This window comes from Microcoleus sp. PH2017_28_MFU_U_A (genome assembly GCF_020738035.1).
In the GTDB taxonomy this organism is placed as follows: Bacteria; Cyanobacteriota; Cyanobacteriia; order Cyanobacteriales; family Microcoleaceae; genus Microcoleus.
The window spans coordinates 1-15898 of sequence record NZ_JAEQCX010000054.1; the positions used below are offsets into that span (position 1 = coordinate 1).

Sequence of the window (15898 nt, forward strand, 5' to 3'; positions counted from 1 at the left end):
AACTACATACCTCATACCTCAATTAATTTTAATATTTGCCGGAAGAGCGCTGAAGCGCAACTACATACCTCATACCTCAATTAATTTTAATATTTGCCGAAAGAGCGCTTAAGCGCAACTACGTACCTGCTTTTTTTTCAAAAGGTGTATAGCAATCCTTAATGATTTGCGATCGCTATCCCAATCCTAAAATTACGATCTCGCAGCATATCGTACCAGCTAATACCTATCGCTCGATCGCATATTTCCTCACCACCGGCTGTAACGTGAAAGCGACATTGCCGCTGACTGTGATTTTCTCAATTAGCGATCGCCATCCCAGAGATTCCAGCGCTTCCATCAAATTCGATGTTTTAACCGGTTCAGAAAGTCCGCCGCGCAATTGAGCTAGATCCATTGGTGCTCCCGCCGTAGCCAACTGCTTGATTACATCTTTTTCTAATACCGAAAGTCGCTGAAATTGCTGCGATAAAATATGGTTAATTTGACCTAAAAATACGGTATTTTCTCTGATAAACTCTGAACTTTTACCATTAAATAACTCTAAAATCATTGCTGAAACAATCCTCAGGGCTAAAGGATGAGCGGCATAACAGTCAATTAATTCGTCCCATTGTTTTTCTTGAATTAAGCCTCTTTCTGTCAGAATTTCTCGCGCTGCCATATTGTCTAAACCTGTGAGTTTATAAGATCGAACGGGACGAGTTTGACCTTCCAACATAGCTATGTCTCTAGATTTTTCTGAACTGGTAAGCAATAAACAGCTTTGATGGTTGGATTCTCCTATTTGTCTGAACAGCCTTTCGTAATCTTCGTAGCCCGATCGATATTTGCCAGCAAAACCGCCCGTATCTAAGATCGTTTCCACGCCGTCAAGCACGATTAAACAGCGGTGCGCTTGCAAATATTCAATCAGAACGGAAATGCCGTCACTGAGGTTTTCTGGCAATTTTTTGCCCTGACAGTCGCAGATAAATTGAATTAAGCCGATCGCCAAATCTTGACAACTCGGCTGATTCGACAAACTCCGCCAGATGACAAAATCAAACTCGTTTTGAATTTGCTTGGCTAATTGCGCGCAAAGTGCAGTTTTACCAATTCCGCCCATCCCGAAGATCGCAACTAACCGACAGCGATCGCCCGAAATCCAGTTTTTCAAGAAACCCAGTTCTTCGCGGCGACCGAAAAACCCCGAAATATCCGGCAATTCGCTGCAATTTTGCGGGGTTTGAGGAGTGGGCGCGGGCGCGAGATTACCGGAAATATCCCCGGAAGTGCGATCGTCAGATTCGAGTCGCAGTCCAAAAGCTGCAAACAAACTCTCCATTTTGGCTGTGTCAGCGGGGGCTCGCCGGTTCAATATATTAGACACCGTATCCGTCGAGACGAAAGACGGAGAATTTCGATTAAGTCCAGGATCGGTTTGTTCAGAGATGGTTTGCAAGCTGGGGCGATCGGTAAATTTGAGATAAATCGCGTCCCAGATTTTCTTCCATCCTTTGTCTGTAAGTATTCTGCCGCGATCGCGCCTTGCTTTGGGTACATTCATTTGGATTTTAGATTTTAGATTTTAGATTTTAGATTTTAAATCGGGCTCTCTGTTAGCACGCGCACTCCGCTTGAGACGGCGGTTGGCGAGGGAAAACCTCGCGAGAGATGGGGTGTACGCCGGAATTAATCGGAATTTGCGATCGACTCGCCAGAAGCCGGAGTTAACAAACTGCGCCTCTTAAATTTTATAACGCCTGAAACCCTTTCCGAGCAAAGGCTTGACAAAAATATTTCTGACTCTTCCTTAACTCCTTGTTTAAGTCCCGCTTCTGGCGTTTCGGTTTTTTTGCGATTCTGCGAAAGTATCAACAGTTAAGCAAACAACGGCAAACAAACAAGGAATCAACCATGAAATTATTTACTTCTTCCTCCAAAATCTCCCTAGCTTTGTTAACTGCTTTCGCCGCCGCCAGCACAGTCGTAACTGCGAGTTTATCCAATATCAAACCAGCCGCAGCCGCGCAATTTTGCCAGTGCGTACACTACGCAAACAATCGTTTTCAACTGCGTCCTCCCTATGTTTGGAGTGCCAAAGATTACGGTTCAGTGTTGCAACGTAACGGCTTCCGTCAAGTTGGGCCTCAACCCGGTGCAGTCGTTGTTATGCAGTCTTCATTCCCCGGTGCCGATCGCACTCACGGACACATTGGAGTAGTTGAAAGAGTTAACGGTAACGGGACAATCGCCGTTCGAGGTAGCAACCAAGGAAATCGCGGTTTGTTCGGGGAATTCAACTGCAACAATGTCAACGTTACCCAGTTTGGAACTTCTGTTAACGGCCGCCGCGATGTCTCGTTTTGGGTGCGATGAAATAAATCCTAAGTTTCGGTATTTATCGAGATTCTTAACTCCTTGCTTAACTCCCGATTCTTCCGTAGCCCTTGCTTTTGGCTTGTGGGAAAGTATCAACAGTTAAGCAAGCAGCCACAAACAACCACAAACAAAAAAACCGGAATCAATACGGCAACGCACCCAATTCTCGCCCCATGCCTTAGTTCTCGGCTGCATCTATCTATTCACCAACGCTTTAACTTTTAGATTTTAGTTGAATACCCATACTCATCTATGAATTCAATCTAAAATCTAAAATCCAAAATCTAAAATCACTTGACAAGGAAGACAAACCATGATTTTTCAACACCAACTGCAAAAAGGATTCGGAAAACTAGCTATTGTCGGAACGCTGTCTGTAATGGCGATCGGCTCAAGCGCCGAAATGAGTTTAGCAATTCCCCTGAGACCAATTCTCCGCCGCGCTGTTGAAGGCATCTTGGGAATTCCATCTTATCCTCAAAATCTCCCAGAAAATCAACAGCAATTTCCCCAAGGAACTGCTGGTTCTCCTGAAAGTTTTCCCGGAAATGCTGCACCTCAATATCCCGGACAACCTAATGTTGTACCTCAATATCCCGGACAACCCAATCAACAGCCAATTTATCAACAACCAACATATCCACCTGCACCTGGATATCCGCAACCAGGTTATCCGGTTTATCCACAACCTTATCCTGCTCCTGTACCGGCATCTCCTCCGGCGCGACAAACCCAACCGATGATTATCAACAACTTTTGATAGTTGTTATTCCCTAGGGCAATCCCCGGTGGTTGCCCAAACTTCGGAATCAATTACCAATTACCAATTACTAATTACTAATTCCCAATTCCCAATTCCCAATTCCCAATTCCCAATTCCCAATTCCCAATTCCCAATTCCCAATTCCCAATTCCCAATTCCCAATTCCCAATTCCCATCCCAATTCCCAATTCCCAATTCCCAATTCCCAATTACCAATTACCAATTACCAATTACCAATTCCCAATTACCAATTACTAATTACTAATTCCCAATTACCAATTCCCAATTCCCAATTACTAATTACTAATTACCAATTATAAATTTATGAATACTCCTCCTGTTTCGTTTCCTGTTAAAGTGGTGTTAGTATCACTGGTAGTCAGCAATGCTGTATTATGTGTCAAACAAGCCCAGACACCAGTACCTGAATCTAATCAAGCAGAAAATACTGTTAAGTCTGGGTTTTAAATGATACGATTTTTCCAAAAGAATGGAGCTGCTTTGTCGGCTCCAAATTCCATTTTTGGTCAAATTATAATATAATTTATAAAAATTAGTGGTACTAACCGAGTTGGTAGTTTGTTTCCACTAGCCCGAAGTGTAAGGTGCGTCGCTATGAGATTGTTCATTGAATTTAGGGAGTTTTAATGGCTACGCACCCTACAAATACTTTATTCCTTCTTCCTTCTTCCTTCTTCCTTCTTCCTTCTTCCTTCTTCCTTCTTCTTATGAGTATCAGAATCTACGGAAACCGCCAAATAAAAACTCTGCCGGGACTGGCAACTCGCCCGACTCTGGCGCGAGTGAGAGAGGCTTTATTTAATATTTGGCAAGGGTCGATCGCAGATTGCAAATGGCTCGATATCTGTACCGGCAGCGGTTCGATGGGTGCAGAAGCCTTGTGTCGCGGGGCTTTGAGTGTCACCGGCATCGAACAGTCGGCAAATGCTTGTGCGATTATCCGCGAAAATTGGGAGCAAGTAGCAGACTCTTCGCAAACGTTCCAAATTCTGCGGGGAAATGCGATCGCCAAATTAGCCTCACTATCACCACAGCAATTCGATCGCATTTATTTCGATCCGCCCTACGCCAGCGACTTGTACGAACCTGTGTTGAACGCGATCGCCAGCCAAGAAATGCTAGCACCTGATGGCGAAATCGCGATCGAACACAGCCCGGAGCGATCGACCCAACCGATACCCGGCCTAGAAATTTGCCGCCAAAAAGTATATGGCAACACAGCATTAACCTTCTATACCCGCAGTTGCTGACAAGCGAATTTCACAGGTGGTACCCGCCACGTGATTTATCCGTGGAATCAATCCCAAATCGAAAATCGAAAATCCTCTCTTCCCCCGAATTTATCCGTGGGGTCTCGTCTCAAATCCGTGTGGAAGCGTCCCCAAGAGCGATCGCCACGATCCTCTTGGCGCGCCCCATAAAAGTTTTTCCCTTAGATACCATACAAATTTTTCTGAAGAAGTTAAACTTGCTCCGTAGCTTGTCAAAGCAAGTTTCCTGAGAAATCCTCGAAATAAATTAACTTTACGCTGAAAAAAAGATCTTTCAGTTGTAACATGAACTGCAAAGTGTGAGTGTGAATATTCCTAAAGGAGTGAATATGGTTCAGACACCTTCGCGCCATCGCGGCAGCGAGTTTTCGGCTACTAACTCGGTACAACCAGTCAAACGCGATACGATTTTGCTGGGAAATACCCTCTCCCTACCAAATACAAAACTTTTCGGCACCGACGGAATTCGCGGGAAAGTTGGAGAATTGCTGACTGCACCCCTAGCGCTGCAAGTTGGATTCTGGGCTGGGCAAGTTCTACGCCAAAATGCCCCCAACCAGGGCCCTGTGATTTTGGGACAAGACAGCAGAAATTCCAGCGATATGCTGGCAATGTCACTGTCGGCTGGTTTGACAGCCGCCGGTTTGGAAGTGTGGAATTTGGGCTTGTGTCCCACTCCCTGCGTTGCTTATCTGGCAAGCATTTCGCAGTCTGTGGGCGGAGTGATGATTTCGGCTAGCCACAATCCCCCAGAAGACAATGGGATTAAGTTTTTCGGCCCCAACGGGTCAAAGCTGTCTCAGCATTTGCAGGAACAAATCGAAGCGGGAATCCGAGGGGCTAAGGTTGCGGTTGCTAGCTTGGCTTTGGGGCATCACTACCACCGCCCGGAGTTGATTAAAGATTATGCTGATTCTCTCTCAGATTCGCTGCAACAGATGAATTTGCGGGGAATGCGGGTGGTTTTGGATTTGGCTTGGGGGGCTGCTGCTGGTTTGGCGCCGGCGGTGTTTGAGCAAATGGGGGCGGATGTGATCTGTTTGCACAATTCTCCTGATGGATCTCGCATTAATGTTAACTGCGGTTCTACTCATCTCGACAGTTTGCAAGCGGCGGTTTTGGAACACCAGGCTGATTTGGGATTTGCTTTTGACGGTGATGCCGATCGAGTTTTGGGTGTTGACAACAAAGGGCGATCGATTGACGGCGATTACATTCTTTATCTGTGGGGCCAGCAATTGCGCGCCTCCGAACAGTTACCGGATAATTTAATTATTTCTACTGTAATGGCTAACCTGGGCTTCGAGCGAGCTTGGGAAGAATTGGGGGGCAAACTAACTAGAACAAACGTCGGAGATCAGCACGTTCACGCTGAAATGCAGCGCACGGGTGCGATGTTGGGCGGCGAACAGTCGGGGCACATTCTTTGTCCGCATTTCGGTATTAGTGGCGATGGTTTGTTGACAGCTTTGCATATAGCTTCGCTGGTGCGTGAGTCCGGGGAATCTTTGTCACAATTGGTAAGTGACAGTTTCCAAACATATCCGCAGTTGTTGGTAAATGTACGGGTGGACGATCGCGAAAAACGCTTAAGATGGCACGAGTGCGAACCCATGCAAAAGGCGATCGATCGCGCTAAAACCGCAATGGGAGAACAGGGACGGATTTTGGTTCGCGCTTCTGGCACTGAACCGCTAATCAGAGTTATGGTAGAAGCTGCCAGCGCCGACTTAGCTAACTTCTGGACTGAAAATTTAGTCTTAGCCGTTCAGCAACACATCGCTATCTAACAGTTGACAGTTGACAGTTGACAGTTGACAGTTGGAAGAAGGAAGAAGGAAGAGGGAAGTGTCAACTTGAGTCTGAAATCCTGTGTATCTCTCTAGGTACGTTGTTGGGCTTTAGCCCTCTTTAGATATACGCCTAAAGAGGGCTAAAGCCCAACAACGTACCTACGGAGGGTGAGGGGGGATCTAGCTCTCGGCGATCGACATTAGGCTAAGACTAAGCTTGAGATTGAGTTGACACCAATGGCAAGAATCCTCTAGTAAAATATAGGGGATATTGAAACCACTTTCTCATGCTTATTCCCTCATCCTTATTACTTATAGACTAAACAACTAAATTCTTCTTTCTTCAATTCCCCATTTCTGATTTTATGAACAGCAAATCAATTAAAAATGGGCGGTTACACCAAACTTGGTTAAAAATTTTAATTGTCGTCATATTAATAACGGGGATATTTTTTAGATTTACAAACCTCGATCGCAAAGTCTACTCCTTCGACGAATCTATCACCTCGCTGCGAATTTCTGGCTACACCTGGACGGAAATGGTACAGCAAGATTTTCAAGGAAAAACAATTAGCGTTCAAGATTTGCAGCGGAAATACCAGCAGATAAATCCCGAAAAAAGTTGGTTGGATACAGTTAAAGGTTTAGCTACAGAAGAACCTCAACTACCGCCGCTATATTTTATTTTAGCCCGATTTTGGGTGCAGTGGTTCGGCCCGGAAGTGGCAACTGTCAGAAGTCTTTCAGCTTGGATGAGTTTGTTGATTTTTCCGAGCGTTTATTGGCTGTGCTGGGAATTATTTCGCTCTGCACGTGCGGGATGGATGGCTGTGACAATCATGGCTGTGTCGCCTTTTCACGTCTTGTACGCGCAAGAGGCAAGGCCGTACATGATGTTTGCTGTCCTCGTCTTGCTGTCGAATGCCATTCTGCTGCGGGCGTTAGCGAAGCCCGCCCCTACGGGGGCTGCGCCAACGAAGAGGATCGCCCTACAAAAATCTACCGCCACATTTAAATCTACATTTAAATCTACATTTAAATCTACATCGAAATTGAGCAAAGGCGTTTGGTTGATTTATGCGATCGCCCTAACTGTAGGACTGTATTGTAGTTTATTATTTTTTATAGTAATATTAGCCCACGGTATCTACGTAATTATAACTGAAAATTGGCGTGTTCGCCAAACATTAATTGCTTATTTACTAGCTTCAGCGGCAGCAACACTCATTTTCGCTCCTTGGATTTTCGTATTAGTTGATAACTCGCCCAGAATCGCTGCAACAGTAGGTTTGCCCCATCTTTCTCTTTCGGCCCTATCTTCACTTAAACCTTTGATTATTATCACCTGTAGAACTTTTATTGACACCCATTGGGCGGGTGGAATCATCAAATTAGGTTCGAGCAATACTACTGATTCAATCAGACTGATTGTAGCAGTTATATTAATATTAGCGATCGCACATTCAATCTACTTGCTTTGCTACTCAACTCCCAGACGAGTTTGGCTGTTTGTCTTGACAGCGATCGGAATTACAGCGATAGTATTGATAGCAGTGGGAGGCGTTGCCGATCGCTATCTAGTTCCCTATATTTTAGGAATCCAGCTAGCTGTTGCCTACCTGTTTACCGCTAAAATTGCCACCGCCCACAATCCCCGACAACAAAAACTCTGGCAGCTCGGTTTAATAGCCATAATATCGAGTGAAATAGTTTCTTGTGCCGTCAGCTCACAGTCACAACTTTGGTGGAACAAGTATCCTTCTAGCACTAAATACAATCCCGCAGTAGCGGCGATTGTCAATCAAGCCCAAAAACCTTTAGTGATTTGTCACGGAGGCAACAACCTCACCGGAAAAATACTGTCTGTCAGCTATTTGCTGAAGCCGCAAGTAGAGCTTTTGCTAGCAGTGAAACCCGAGCAAGTTAAAATTCCTGATGGTTTTAGCGATGTATTTCTCTACAGAAGCACCGAGCTATTGCGATTTGAATTAGAACAAGTGCAAAAATATAAAATTACACCAATTTACCCACCGGGCGATGTGTGGCTTTGGCGTTTAGAGAAATAATTAAAGTGGCAACTGCGAATGATGATTTCTGTTGTGATACCTACCTACAACCGCGAGCAACCCCTGCGAGAGACATTGGCTGACGCGATTCGGCAAAATTACCCGAATTTTGAAGTGCTGGTAATCGATCAAACTCGCACTCACGAATCGGAAACTCAAGTTTATTTAGAGGAATTGGCAACTGCGGGGAAAATTCGGTGGTTTCCGGTAGATTGGGCGAGTTTACCGGGAGCTCGAAATTATGCTGTGCGGCGCGCTGTGGGAGAGATTATTTTATTTATTGATGATGATGTACAATTGCCGGATGGTTTTTTAGCCGCTCATGCTGATAATTATTTAGCAAAACCGGATGTGGGATGTGTGGCGGGCAGGGTTTTTGACAGAATGAAACTGGGTAATTCTGGAGGCGATTTGGCGATCGACTTTTTGCCCCCAGAAGCCATGGATCCGGGCATTGCTTGGTATTTTATCGATTTGGTGCATACAGTCAAACCGCAGCAGGTACTCTCGGCTAGAGGCTGCAATATGTCGTTTCGCCGTCAGGTTTTTGCCGAGTGGGGTTTGACGTTTGACGAGCGGTTTGTAGGGAGTGCGGTGCGGGAGGAGTCGGATTTTTGTTTGAGATTGCGATCGACTGGCATGAAAATTTGGTACGATCCCAGTGCTTGTTTAGTTCACTTGGGGGAAGAAAGCGGCGGATGTCACGATGTCAGCACGCGATCGATCGAATATCAAACCACATTTTATCACAACCACTTCCTGATGGGATTGAAAAATTTAACCGTCTTTCAATGCCTGCGATTTTTTGCCAAACTCTTTGACTGCCACGTTTTGGGGCATCCACCTTGTCATAAAAGCCGATCGCCCCTAAAAATTATCACTAGATTTGCTTTTTATATCCTCGGTTTTATCAGTGCCCTCATAACACTCATCAAATCGCTCTGGAATGACGGACAAATTTACACAAATCAAGACAAAATCAACCCTAAATAATTTATGAATTAATTCGCAATGCCCGATGCCCGATGCCCAATGCCCCATTCCCAATGCCCCATTCCCAATGCCCCATTCCCCATTCCCAATAAATGAGAATCCTCGTTGCCAGCCACACCTATATAGTTGACATAAATCGGGAAAAATTCAAAATATTAGCCAACCTAGAACCCGAGATTGAAGTAACAATTGTAGTGCCGCGACGCTGGAAACCCGGAGGCGTACAAAATAAAATCATCGAAACCGAATTTTATCAAGAAGACTCATTTAAAATAGTTCCCATCTCCAATTTTAGTCAAAACAATCAAGGCTTGCTAACATTTGGTACAGATATAATTAGACTTTTACAGAAATTCAAACCGCAGATTATCCAAGTCGAACAAGGTTCAAAATCCCTAGCCTACAGCCAATTAATTATACTCAATAAATTACTCAAACTCCAAGCCAAAAATATATTATTTACCTGGTGGAATCTATCCTATGAATTGAAATGGCCTATTTCCCTATTAGAAAATTGCAATCTTCAGAATACCGACGGAATTATTGCCGGCAATTTAGATGGCTCTAAAATTTTGCACCAGCGGGGCTACACAGGTGCAATGGCAGTAATGCCCCAACTTGGAGTAGATGAAAAATTGTTTGTGCCTGCTGCTAAAGATATTGAGTTATCTAGAAAATTTGGCATTAAACCAACAGATTTTGTGGTAGGATTTGTAGGGCGATTTGTCGAAGAAAAAGGACTGCTAACTTTAGCTGAAGCATTAGCAGGATTGAAACAACTTTCTTGGAAGTGGTTGTTAGTAGGACAAGGAAAATTGCGATCGCACTTGGAAGAAAAATGTAGAGAATGGGGCATCAGCGATCGAATAATCTGGGTAGAAAGCGTTTCCCATGAAGAAATTCCACCTTACATTAACTTAATGAACTGTTTGGTATTGCCCTCGCAAACCAGCTATAAATTCAAAACTTTGACTACCGTGGGCTGGAAAGAACAATTCGGTCATGTTTTAATTGAAGCGATGGCTTGTAAAATCCCGGTTATCGGTTCCGATTGCGGCGAAATTCCCCACGTTATCGGCGATGCGGGGTTAGTCTTCCCAGAGGGAAATGCAGGGATTTTGCGCGATTGTTTGCAGCAATTGATGGAAGCGCGGGATTTTGCTGTTGATTTGGGCGATCGGGGTTATCATAAAGTTATGACAAGTTATACAAATCAAGCCTTAGCTGAGCAGTTATTGGACTTTTACAAACAACTTTTGTAGCAGAAGATAGAAGTCGTAGGGTGTGTCGCCATGAAAAATTCCTAACTACATATCAACAATCTCATAGCGACGCACCTGGGTTATTCAAGGATTCGTGCAAATAAACCAAACGCTTCTTTTGCCGCAAAACCTTTTAACAAGCGTATTACTTATTGGCAGCAAAGAAGTAGTAATCTGCTGTGTAATCCACGCGGGTAGTGCTATTTTGTTTTGAAGAATCGCATCCGGTAGCTGGGGCTTTGCCACCTTTAGTATTGACGCGCTGGATATAGGTAACTTTGCTAAATAAACCGTTACCTTCATTGCTTTTGGCACTTAGTAGCACCCAAGGAATGGTAGTGCGATCGGGCGAATCTACACGTTCTTTTACTTCGCCAACGACTTTACTCTTGTCTTTAGTATACTCCCAAGTTGGGCCACCGTAATGTTTGCCAACTAATGCGCCACTTGCATTAAATAAATCAGCTTCCGGTGCTTTTAATGTCCATTCAAATTGAGTGCGATCGCCAGTTTTGGGTTGACACACGTAAATTTGCACGCCTTTGGCTGACACTTCGGAGATTAAAGCATTACCAGCAGGCACTTGTAGCTTTGCCGGCACGTCAGGAAGCTTTTTATTCGTGTCGCTGGGAGTGGGCTTCTGTGCGACGGTTATGGCTGATGCTGTTGGCTGTAATGGCGATACTTCGGCGGTAGCGGCTGCATTGGTTGTCGGATAACTAATGGCGGCTAACATCGAAATTGCGATCGGCATAAATGAGAGAGATTGTTTAGCCATTTTTGATTCAACTCCTAAAGTTACTTAAAAATGAACAGTCATTTTTGGTATTCTGCATGATTAATCTTGCTCGATCGTATCACAACACCATTGGGTTAGCCCGATCAGATAAATTTTATCTCGCGTATGGGATACACAGACTCATGGGAAGAAGTCAAATTGTGCTAATACCAAGTATATTTAAGGTATATCGTGTCAAAATTCATCAACTCTTAGGAATAAAACTATTAAGTTCTTCCACTAGCAGATGCACTGTTGTTGAAGGATTATCACTTTCAGGATTAGGGCGATCGTATTCCATTAAAAGCCGTTTTGCGTGTTTAATCGCATCCTGTTGTTTGTTTTTCAGTTCCTCATAAATCGTTTCACTGTTTTTCTGATACTCGTATCCGAGCAACTTCGTCAACATATTTTGATAATCCTTGCGAGAAATTCCAGTATTATAAAAATGGAAGTGTAGTAAATACCAAAGTTCAAAAGCATCATTGGAGTACGCTACTTTAATGCCGTTATTTTTTGCAAGAGTCATAGCTGCATTAAAATTTTGCGCGTCGTTAGAATTTTTACCGTTAATATCGCGATCGAAGACACACCAAAATCGATCGCTTTCGTCGTATTCTGAGTCATTTTTTAACTCAATAGCTTTTTCTACTAAACTCCTCGTGTTTTTCCCTTCTCCCTTGATATCAAGCTTGATTACCTTTGTGTCTACCGCGAAACTTCTAAAATAGTTGGGTTCTGTTTTTTCACCTTCGCACACGATTAAAAACCATCTTCTATTTTTAACTTTTCTTTTAGAGTAATCAATAGTTCTTCTGGACGAACTTTTTTTAGGCATAGAGTTCACCTAGAAGTTCTTTGAAATTACCAACAAAAGGGATAGCACCATACTTTCCGATGATGTAATCGTGTTCAAATGAGGCATTTTTTCCTACTTTATACTCTACTAAAGAGTACAAATCAGTAGCGCCCTTATTGTCTTTCTCGGTAAACCATATTTGATCTCGGCGAAAAGTCTTGCTGCTAAGCAGATTTGTGTCATGTGTCGTGAATATAAGCTGTGCGTTGTGGGGATTAGTCTCGTTAGAATTGAATAAGCAGATTAATTCACGAGTAATCAACGGATGTAGTCGGGCATCAAGTTCATCTATGAATAAAATCTTTCCTGTCCTCAAAGTATCGAGAAGCAGCCCTGCTAATGCAAACAATTTGTTTGTTCCCTCAGACTCATGCTTTTCAATATCGAATATTTCTATAGCAGTCTGCTTACCGTCAGCATCATATTTCCGATGAACTGTTTTCACGGCTGGTTTGCTTTCAGAAATAGGATATAAACTACCGTAGGAATTACCATATAATGCTGTATTATTGGAAATAATAAATACAGGTTGATTTGTGATTTGGATATCAGCAATACCCAAGTCTAATTTTTTAATGAATTCAATAATATCATGCCTGTGGCGATCGTTCTCAAAAGACTCTAAAGTTTCCTTGCGGTATTGCCTATCTTGCAAGCCTGATATCAATTGCAAAGTTTTACTGAACCACAGCAGGATTTTGCCAGAAAGTTTACCATTAAATTGTGCGACAACAGAAAGAAATAAAGCATTGTTTCTAGTTTTATCGCTAATACCTTGCCCTTCCGGGAAATCATCTAATATAAAGCTGTCAAAATCCCGTTCAAAAAGCATTGTTTCTGAATCTTCATCACTTTGAAACAACCACTCAGCAACAACCTGTTCAGAATTAATCTCAAAACCATATCTAAAATTTTTGCCTTCTAGCAAGAAAACTATTTCAAAGAATGATGGCTCTTTTTCTGTCTCTGTGCTTAGCCTGAATGCTTCAATATCGATCGCCTCTGAAACTTGCGTTTCTTTGGATGAGTTGAGGACAAACCACTTCATAAAGTTAACAGCAGCAACAAGATTGCTTTTGCCGCTGGCATTTGCTCCATAAATAGCAGCACTTTTTAGCAATTTTAATCTATGATTGATTTCAAATACATTATTTTCGTCAAGCTCTCGATCGTCCTCCGTAATTGACGAAGCTACCATGCTGAGTGTGACAGTTTCTTTAAAAGATTTGTAGTTGCCGACGCTGAATCCAATCAGCATAACTTGCCTCCGATCGCCTAAATTAGTATAAAGTGCAAATCTTGCAATTTTTTATATAATAACACAACCAGCTACCGCAATTAAGACCAAGGGCTAATCATGCGAATCCTTCAAATTATCCCCTCAATTTCCCTCGTCTACGGTGGCCCAAGTCAAATGGTATTGGGGCTTTCTGCCGCCCTCGCTTCCCAAGGTATTGATGTCACAATTATAACTACAGATTCTAACGGAGATATCGGTCAAGATCCTTTAGATGTGCCGTTAAATCTACCAATCAAACAAAACGGCTATGAGATTATTTATTTCCGCTGTTCTCCGTTTCGCAGATATAAGTTTTCTCTGAGTTTATTGCAGTGGTTAAATCAAAATGCGCGGCAATTTGACCTCGCTCACATTCACGCTTTGTTCTCGCCAGTAACTTCTTTCGCTGCGACAATTGCCAGAGGGCACAAGTTACCGTATATTATCCGGCCCTGCGGTATGCTTGACCCCGCAGATTTGCAGAAGAAAAAGCTTTTAAAACAGGTTTATGCTACACTTTTAGAACGACCTAATTTAGCAGGTGCGGCAGCAATTCATTTTACTAGCAAACAAGAAGCTAAAATTTCAGAAAGGTTTGGTTTGGATAGCACAGGCAAGATGCCTGTGCCACAAGATTGTTTACTATTAGATAGCACAGGCAAGATGTCTGTTCCAAAAGATTTGATAATTCCATTGGGGGTGACGGCAGATGCTTACCCTGAAATATTGCCTGATTCGGAAATACCAATCATCTTATTTATGTCGCGAATCGAACCTAAAAAAGGATTAGAATTGCTAATTCCGGCACTGGAAAGTATTTTAGAAGATGGTCTAAAATTTAACTTTATTTTAGCAGGTTCTAATCCCCAAGATGCCGATTACGAAGCCAAAATTAAAGTCAAAATAAAAAAATCAATTTTAGAAAGATTTACTACAATAACGGGTTTTGTTAGCGGTGATTCAAAAGCTGAGATGTTGAGAAAAGCTGACTTATTTGTGTTGCCTTCTTATTACGAAAACTTTGGTATTGCCGTAGCAGAAGCGATGGCTGCGGGTGTACCTGTGGTTATTTCCGATCGCGTTTATATCTGGGATGACATTCAGCAAGCGGAGGCTGGGTGGGTGGTGCCTCTGGAGGTAGGGGCGATCGCCCGTGCGATCGAATCAGCCCTCCTCGCACCACAGGAAAGGCAGCGCAGGGGCTTTAACGGGCAAGCTTATGCTAAAAAATATTATAACTGGGAGGCGATCGCCCGAAAAACCATCGAAGCTTACCAGCACATTTTGTCATCTATTAACGAATCCGACTAAAATTTACCTTTTACTTCTTCTCCGGCGGCGAGTTTTTGTGCTGCTATCAGAATCTGTCGGCGATATTTTTTCATCGCTGCTTTGCAGTAATGTTATTGCTATTTCACCTACAATACTTGTCAACAAAACTCTTTAATCCAGCTTGATATCCTGCTCCTACCGCCTGAAATCTCCACTCTCCATTCTTTCTATACAAACGACCAAATTCTAGAGCCGTTTCTAGTGTAAAACTCTCTGTTAATTCATACCGGACAAGTTCGATTCCGGTATCCAAATTGACAATTTTGATGAAACTATTTCTGATATTCCTAAAACTTGCATTGATTTTATCTGCTTCGTGAATAGTCACAACAAAAGTTATTTCCACAATTTCAGGATTAACTTTTTCTAAGATAATGCCGTAAATAGTCTTATTTTCTTTAGCTGGGTTGTTTTCAGGAATCGATTGCAGTACCGAACCGTCAGAGGATTGCAGATTATTGTAAAAGATAAAAAAATTATCGTCAGGTAATTTGCCGTCCGAACCTAGCATAAATGCAGAGACATCAATGTCATAGCTTTGTCCTGCCTCCGTTACCTGCCAACCGAGGGCGATCGCCATTTTTTTTAAATCCGGTGCTTCTTGAGAGAGATTAAATCTCTCACCCTTACTTAATTGCATAGCCATCTGCTTATTTGTCAAACATAAAAATTTATCTTATTTATTTTAATAGTAAGTGGGACGAGAACTTTTCGTGTTTAATAAAACTTAATATTTTTATAATATAGTAGTCTTCCCATCATTTGGATATTTTTTGTAGTTGCTCTTAAAGATCCAGGTTGCCCCGATAGATAGGTGGTAGGCACGCACCATCCACTACCGCTACCAATCTTCATCAATCATTTAGGATTGCTATAAATCTTTAATGATCGCAGATATCTTTTTGGCAAGATGTCTATTAAATTTAGGTACGTAGTTGCGATGAAAGCGCTCTTTTTGGATCTCGGAAAGAGCGCTGAAGCGCAACTACGTACCTGCTGCTAAAACTAGCATAATAAAATGCTAACTATTAATTATAGAATAGATTGTTTTTTGCAATAGGTCTAATAGTCTAATTTTAATTTCTCCCTACAAAGGTTCCGGCCTTAAACCAATTAT

At 42.8% G+C, this 15898-nt stretch carries 15 protein-coding genes; 9 read left to right on the forward strand and 6 right to left on the reverse strand.

Going from position 1 to position 15898, the window contains the following annotated elements:
• Positions 1–226 precede the first annotated feature (226 nt).
• A complete protein-coding gene (locus JGK14_RS13440; protein WP_325315171.1) occupies positions 227–1549 on the reverse strand; it encodes an NB-ARC domain-containing protein in 1323 nt (440 codons plus the stop codon).
• A gap of 350 nt (positions 1550–1899) precedes the next feature.
• Between JGK14_RS13440 and JGK14_RS13445 the strand changes: the two genes are divergently transcribed.
• On the forward strand, positions 1900–2361 hold the full coding sequence (locus JGK14_RS13445; protein WP_293182636.1) for a CHAP domain-containing protein: 462 nt from the start codon (positions 1900–1902) through the stop codon (positions 2359–2361).
• 316 nt (positions 2362–2677) lie between these two features.
• On the forward strand, positions 2678–3124 hold the full coding sequence (locus tag JGK14_RS13450; RefSeq protein ID WP_293182634.1) for a hypothetical protein: 447 nt from the start codon (positions 2678–2680) through the stop codon (positions 3122–3124).
• Between the two features lie 70 nt (positions 3125–3194).
• Here JGK14_RS13450 and JGK14_RS13455 read toward each other — a convergent pair whose 3' ends face one another.
• The gene (locus tag JGK14_RS13455; RefSeq protein ID WP_325315172.1) at positions 3195–3350 is read right to left on the reverse strand and encodes a hypothetical protein; all 156 of its coding nucleotides are present in this window, start codon (positions 3348–3350) and stop codon (positions 3195–3197) included.
• 101 nt (positions 3351–3451) lie between these two features.
• Between JGK14_RS13455 and JGK14_RS13460 the strand changes: the two genes are divergently transcribed.
• The 6 genes from JGK14_RS13460 (at position 3452) to hpsO (ending at position 10533) form a co-directional block, all read left to right on the forward strand.
• Positions 3452–3595 (forward strand): hypothetical protein, encoded by a 144-nt coding sequence (locus tag JGK14_RS13460; RefSeq protein WP_293182630.1) that lies wholly within the window; start codon positions 3452–3454, stop codon positions 3593–3595.
• Positions 3596–3855: 260 nt separating this feature from the next.
• Positions 3856–4398 carry a 16S rRNA (guanine(966)-N(2))-methyltransferase RsmD gene (gene rsmD / locus JGK14_RS13465; RefSeq protein ID WP_293182628.1) on the forward strand — a complete coding sequence of 181 codons (543 nt, stop codon included), beginning with the start codon at positions 3856–3858 and terminating at the stop codon, positions 4396–4398.
• A gap of 350 nt (positions 4399–4748) precedes the next feature.
• Positions 4749–6209, forward strand: a complete 1461-nt coding sequence (glmM, locus tag JGK14_RS13470; protein WP_293182640.1) for a phosphoglucosamine mutase — start codon at positions 4749–4751, stop codon at positions 6207–6209.
• 368 nt (positions 6210–6577) lie between these two features.
• Positions 6578–8278: a glycosyltransferase family 39 protein gene (locus JGK14_RS13475; protein WP_325315173.1), complete on the forward strand. Its 1701-nt coding sequence runs from the start codon at positions 6578–6580 to the stop codon at positions 8276–8278.
• 18 nt (positions 8279–8296) lie between these two features.
• Entirely contained in the window at positions 8297–9271 is a 975-nt protein-coding gene (gene hpsN, locus JGK14_RS13480) for a hormogonium polysaccharide biosynthesis glycosyltransferase HpsN (RefSeq protein WP_293182624.1), read from the forward strand.
• A gap of 92 nt (positions 9272–9363) precedes the next feature.
• Entirely contained in the window at positions 9364–10533 is a 1170-nt protein-coding gene (gene hpsO, locus JGK14_RS13485; protein WP_293325363.1) for a hormogonium polysaccharide biosynthesis glycosyltransferase HpsO, read from the forward strand.
• A 145-nt stretch (positions 10534–10678) separates the two neighbouring features.
• Here the strand turns inward: hpsO and JGK14_RS13490 are convergent, their stop codons facing one another.
• The 3 genes from JGK14_RS13490 to JGK14_RS13500 form a co-directional block, all read right to left on the reverse strand.
• Positions 10679–11311 carry a DUF3455 domain-containing protein gene (locus JGK14_RS13490; protein WP_293182620.1) on the reverse strand — a complete coding sequence of 211 codons (633 nt, stop codon included), beginning with the start codon at positions 11309–11311 and terminating at the stop codon, positions 10679–10681.
• A 205-nt stretch (positions 11312–11516) separates the two neighbouring features.
• Positions 11517–12149, reverse strand: coding sequence for an RloB family protein (locus JGK14_RS13495; protein ID WP_293182618.1), 633 nt, complete (start codon positions 12147–12149; stop codon positions 11517–11519).
• The gene (locus JGK14_RS13500) at positions 12142–13428 is read right to left on the reverse strand and encodes an AAA family ATPase (protein WP_293182616.1); all 1287 of its coding nucleotides are present in this window, start codon (positions 13426–13428) and stop codon (positions 12142–12144) included. The genes JGK14_RS13495 and JGK14_RS13500 overlap by 8 nt, the downstream gene beginning before the upstream one ends.
• A 99-nt stretch (positions 13429–13527) precedes the next feature.
• Between JGK14_RS13500 and hpsP the strand changes: the two genes are divergently transcribed.
• Positions 13528–14760, forward strand: coding sequence for a hormogonium polysaccharide biosynthesis glycosyltransferase HpsP (hpsP, locus tag JGK14_RS13505; RefSeq protein WP_325315174.1), 1233 nt, complete (start codon positions 13528–13530; stop codon positions 14758–14760).
• A 103-nt stretch (positions 14761–14863) separates the two neighbouring features.
• On the opposite strand, the gene JGK14_RS13510 is transcribed toward hpsP, so the two are convergent.
• Complete coding sequence (locus tag JGK14_RS13510) at positions 14864–15421, reverse strand: TerD family protein (protein ID WP_293182612.1); 558 nt, start codon at positions 15419–15421, stop codon at positions 14864–14866.
• Positions 15422–15898: the final 477 nt, after the last annotated feature.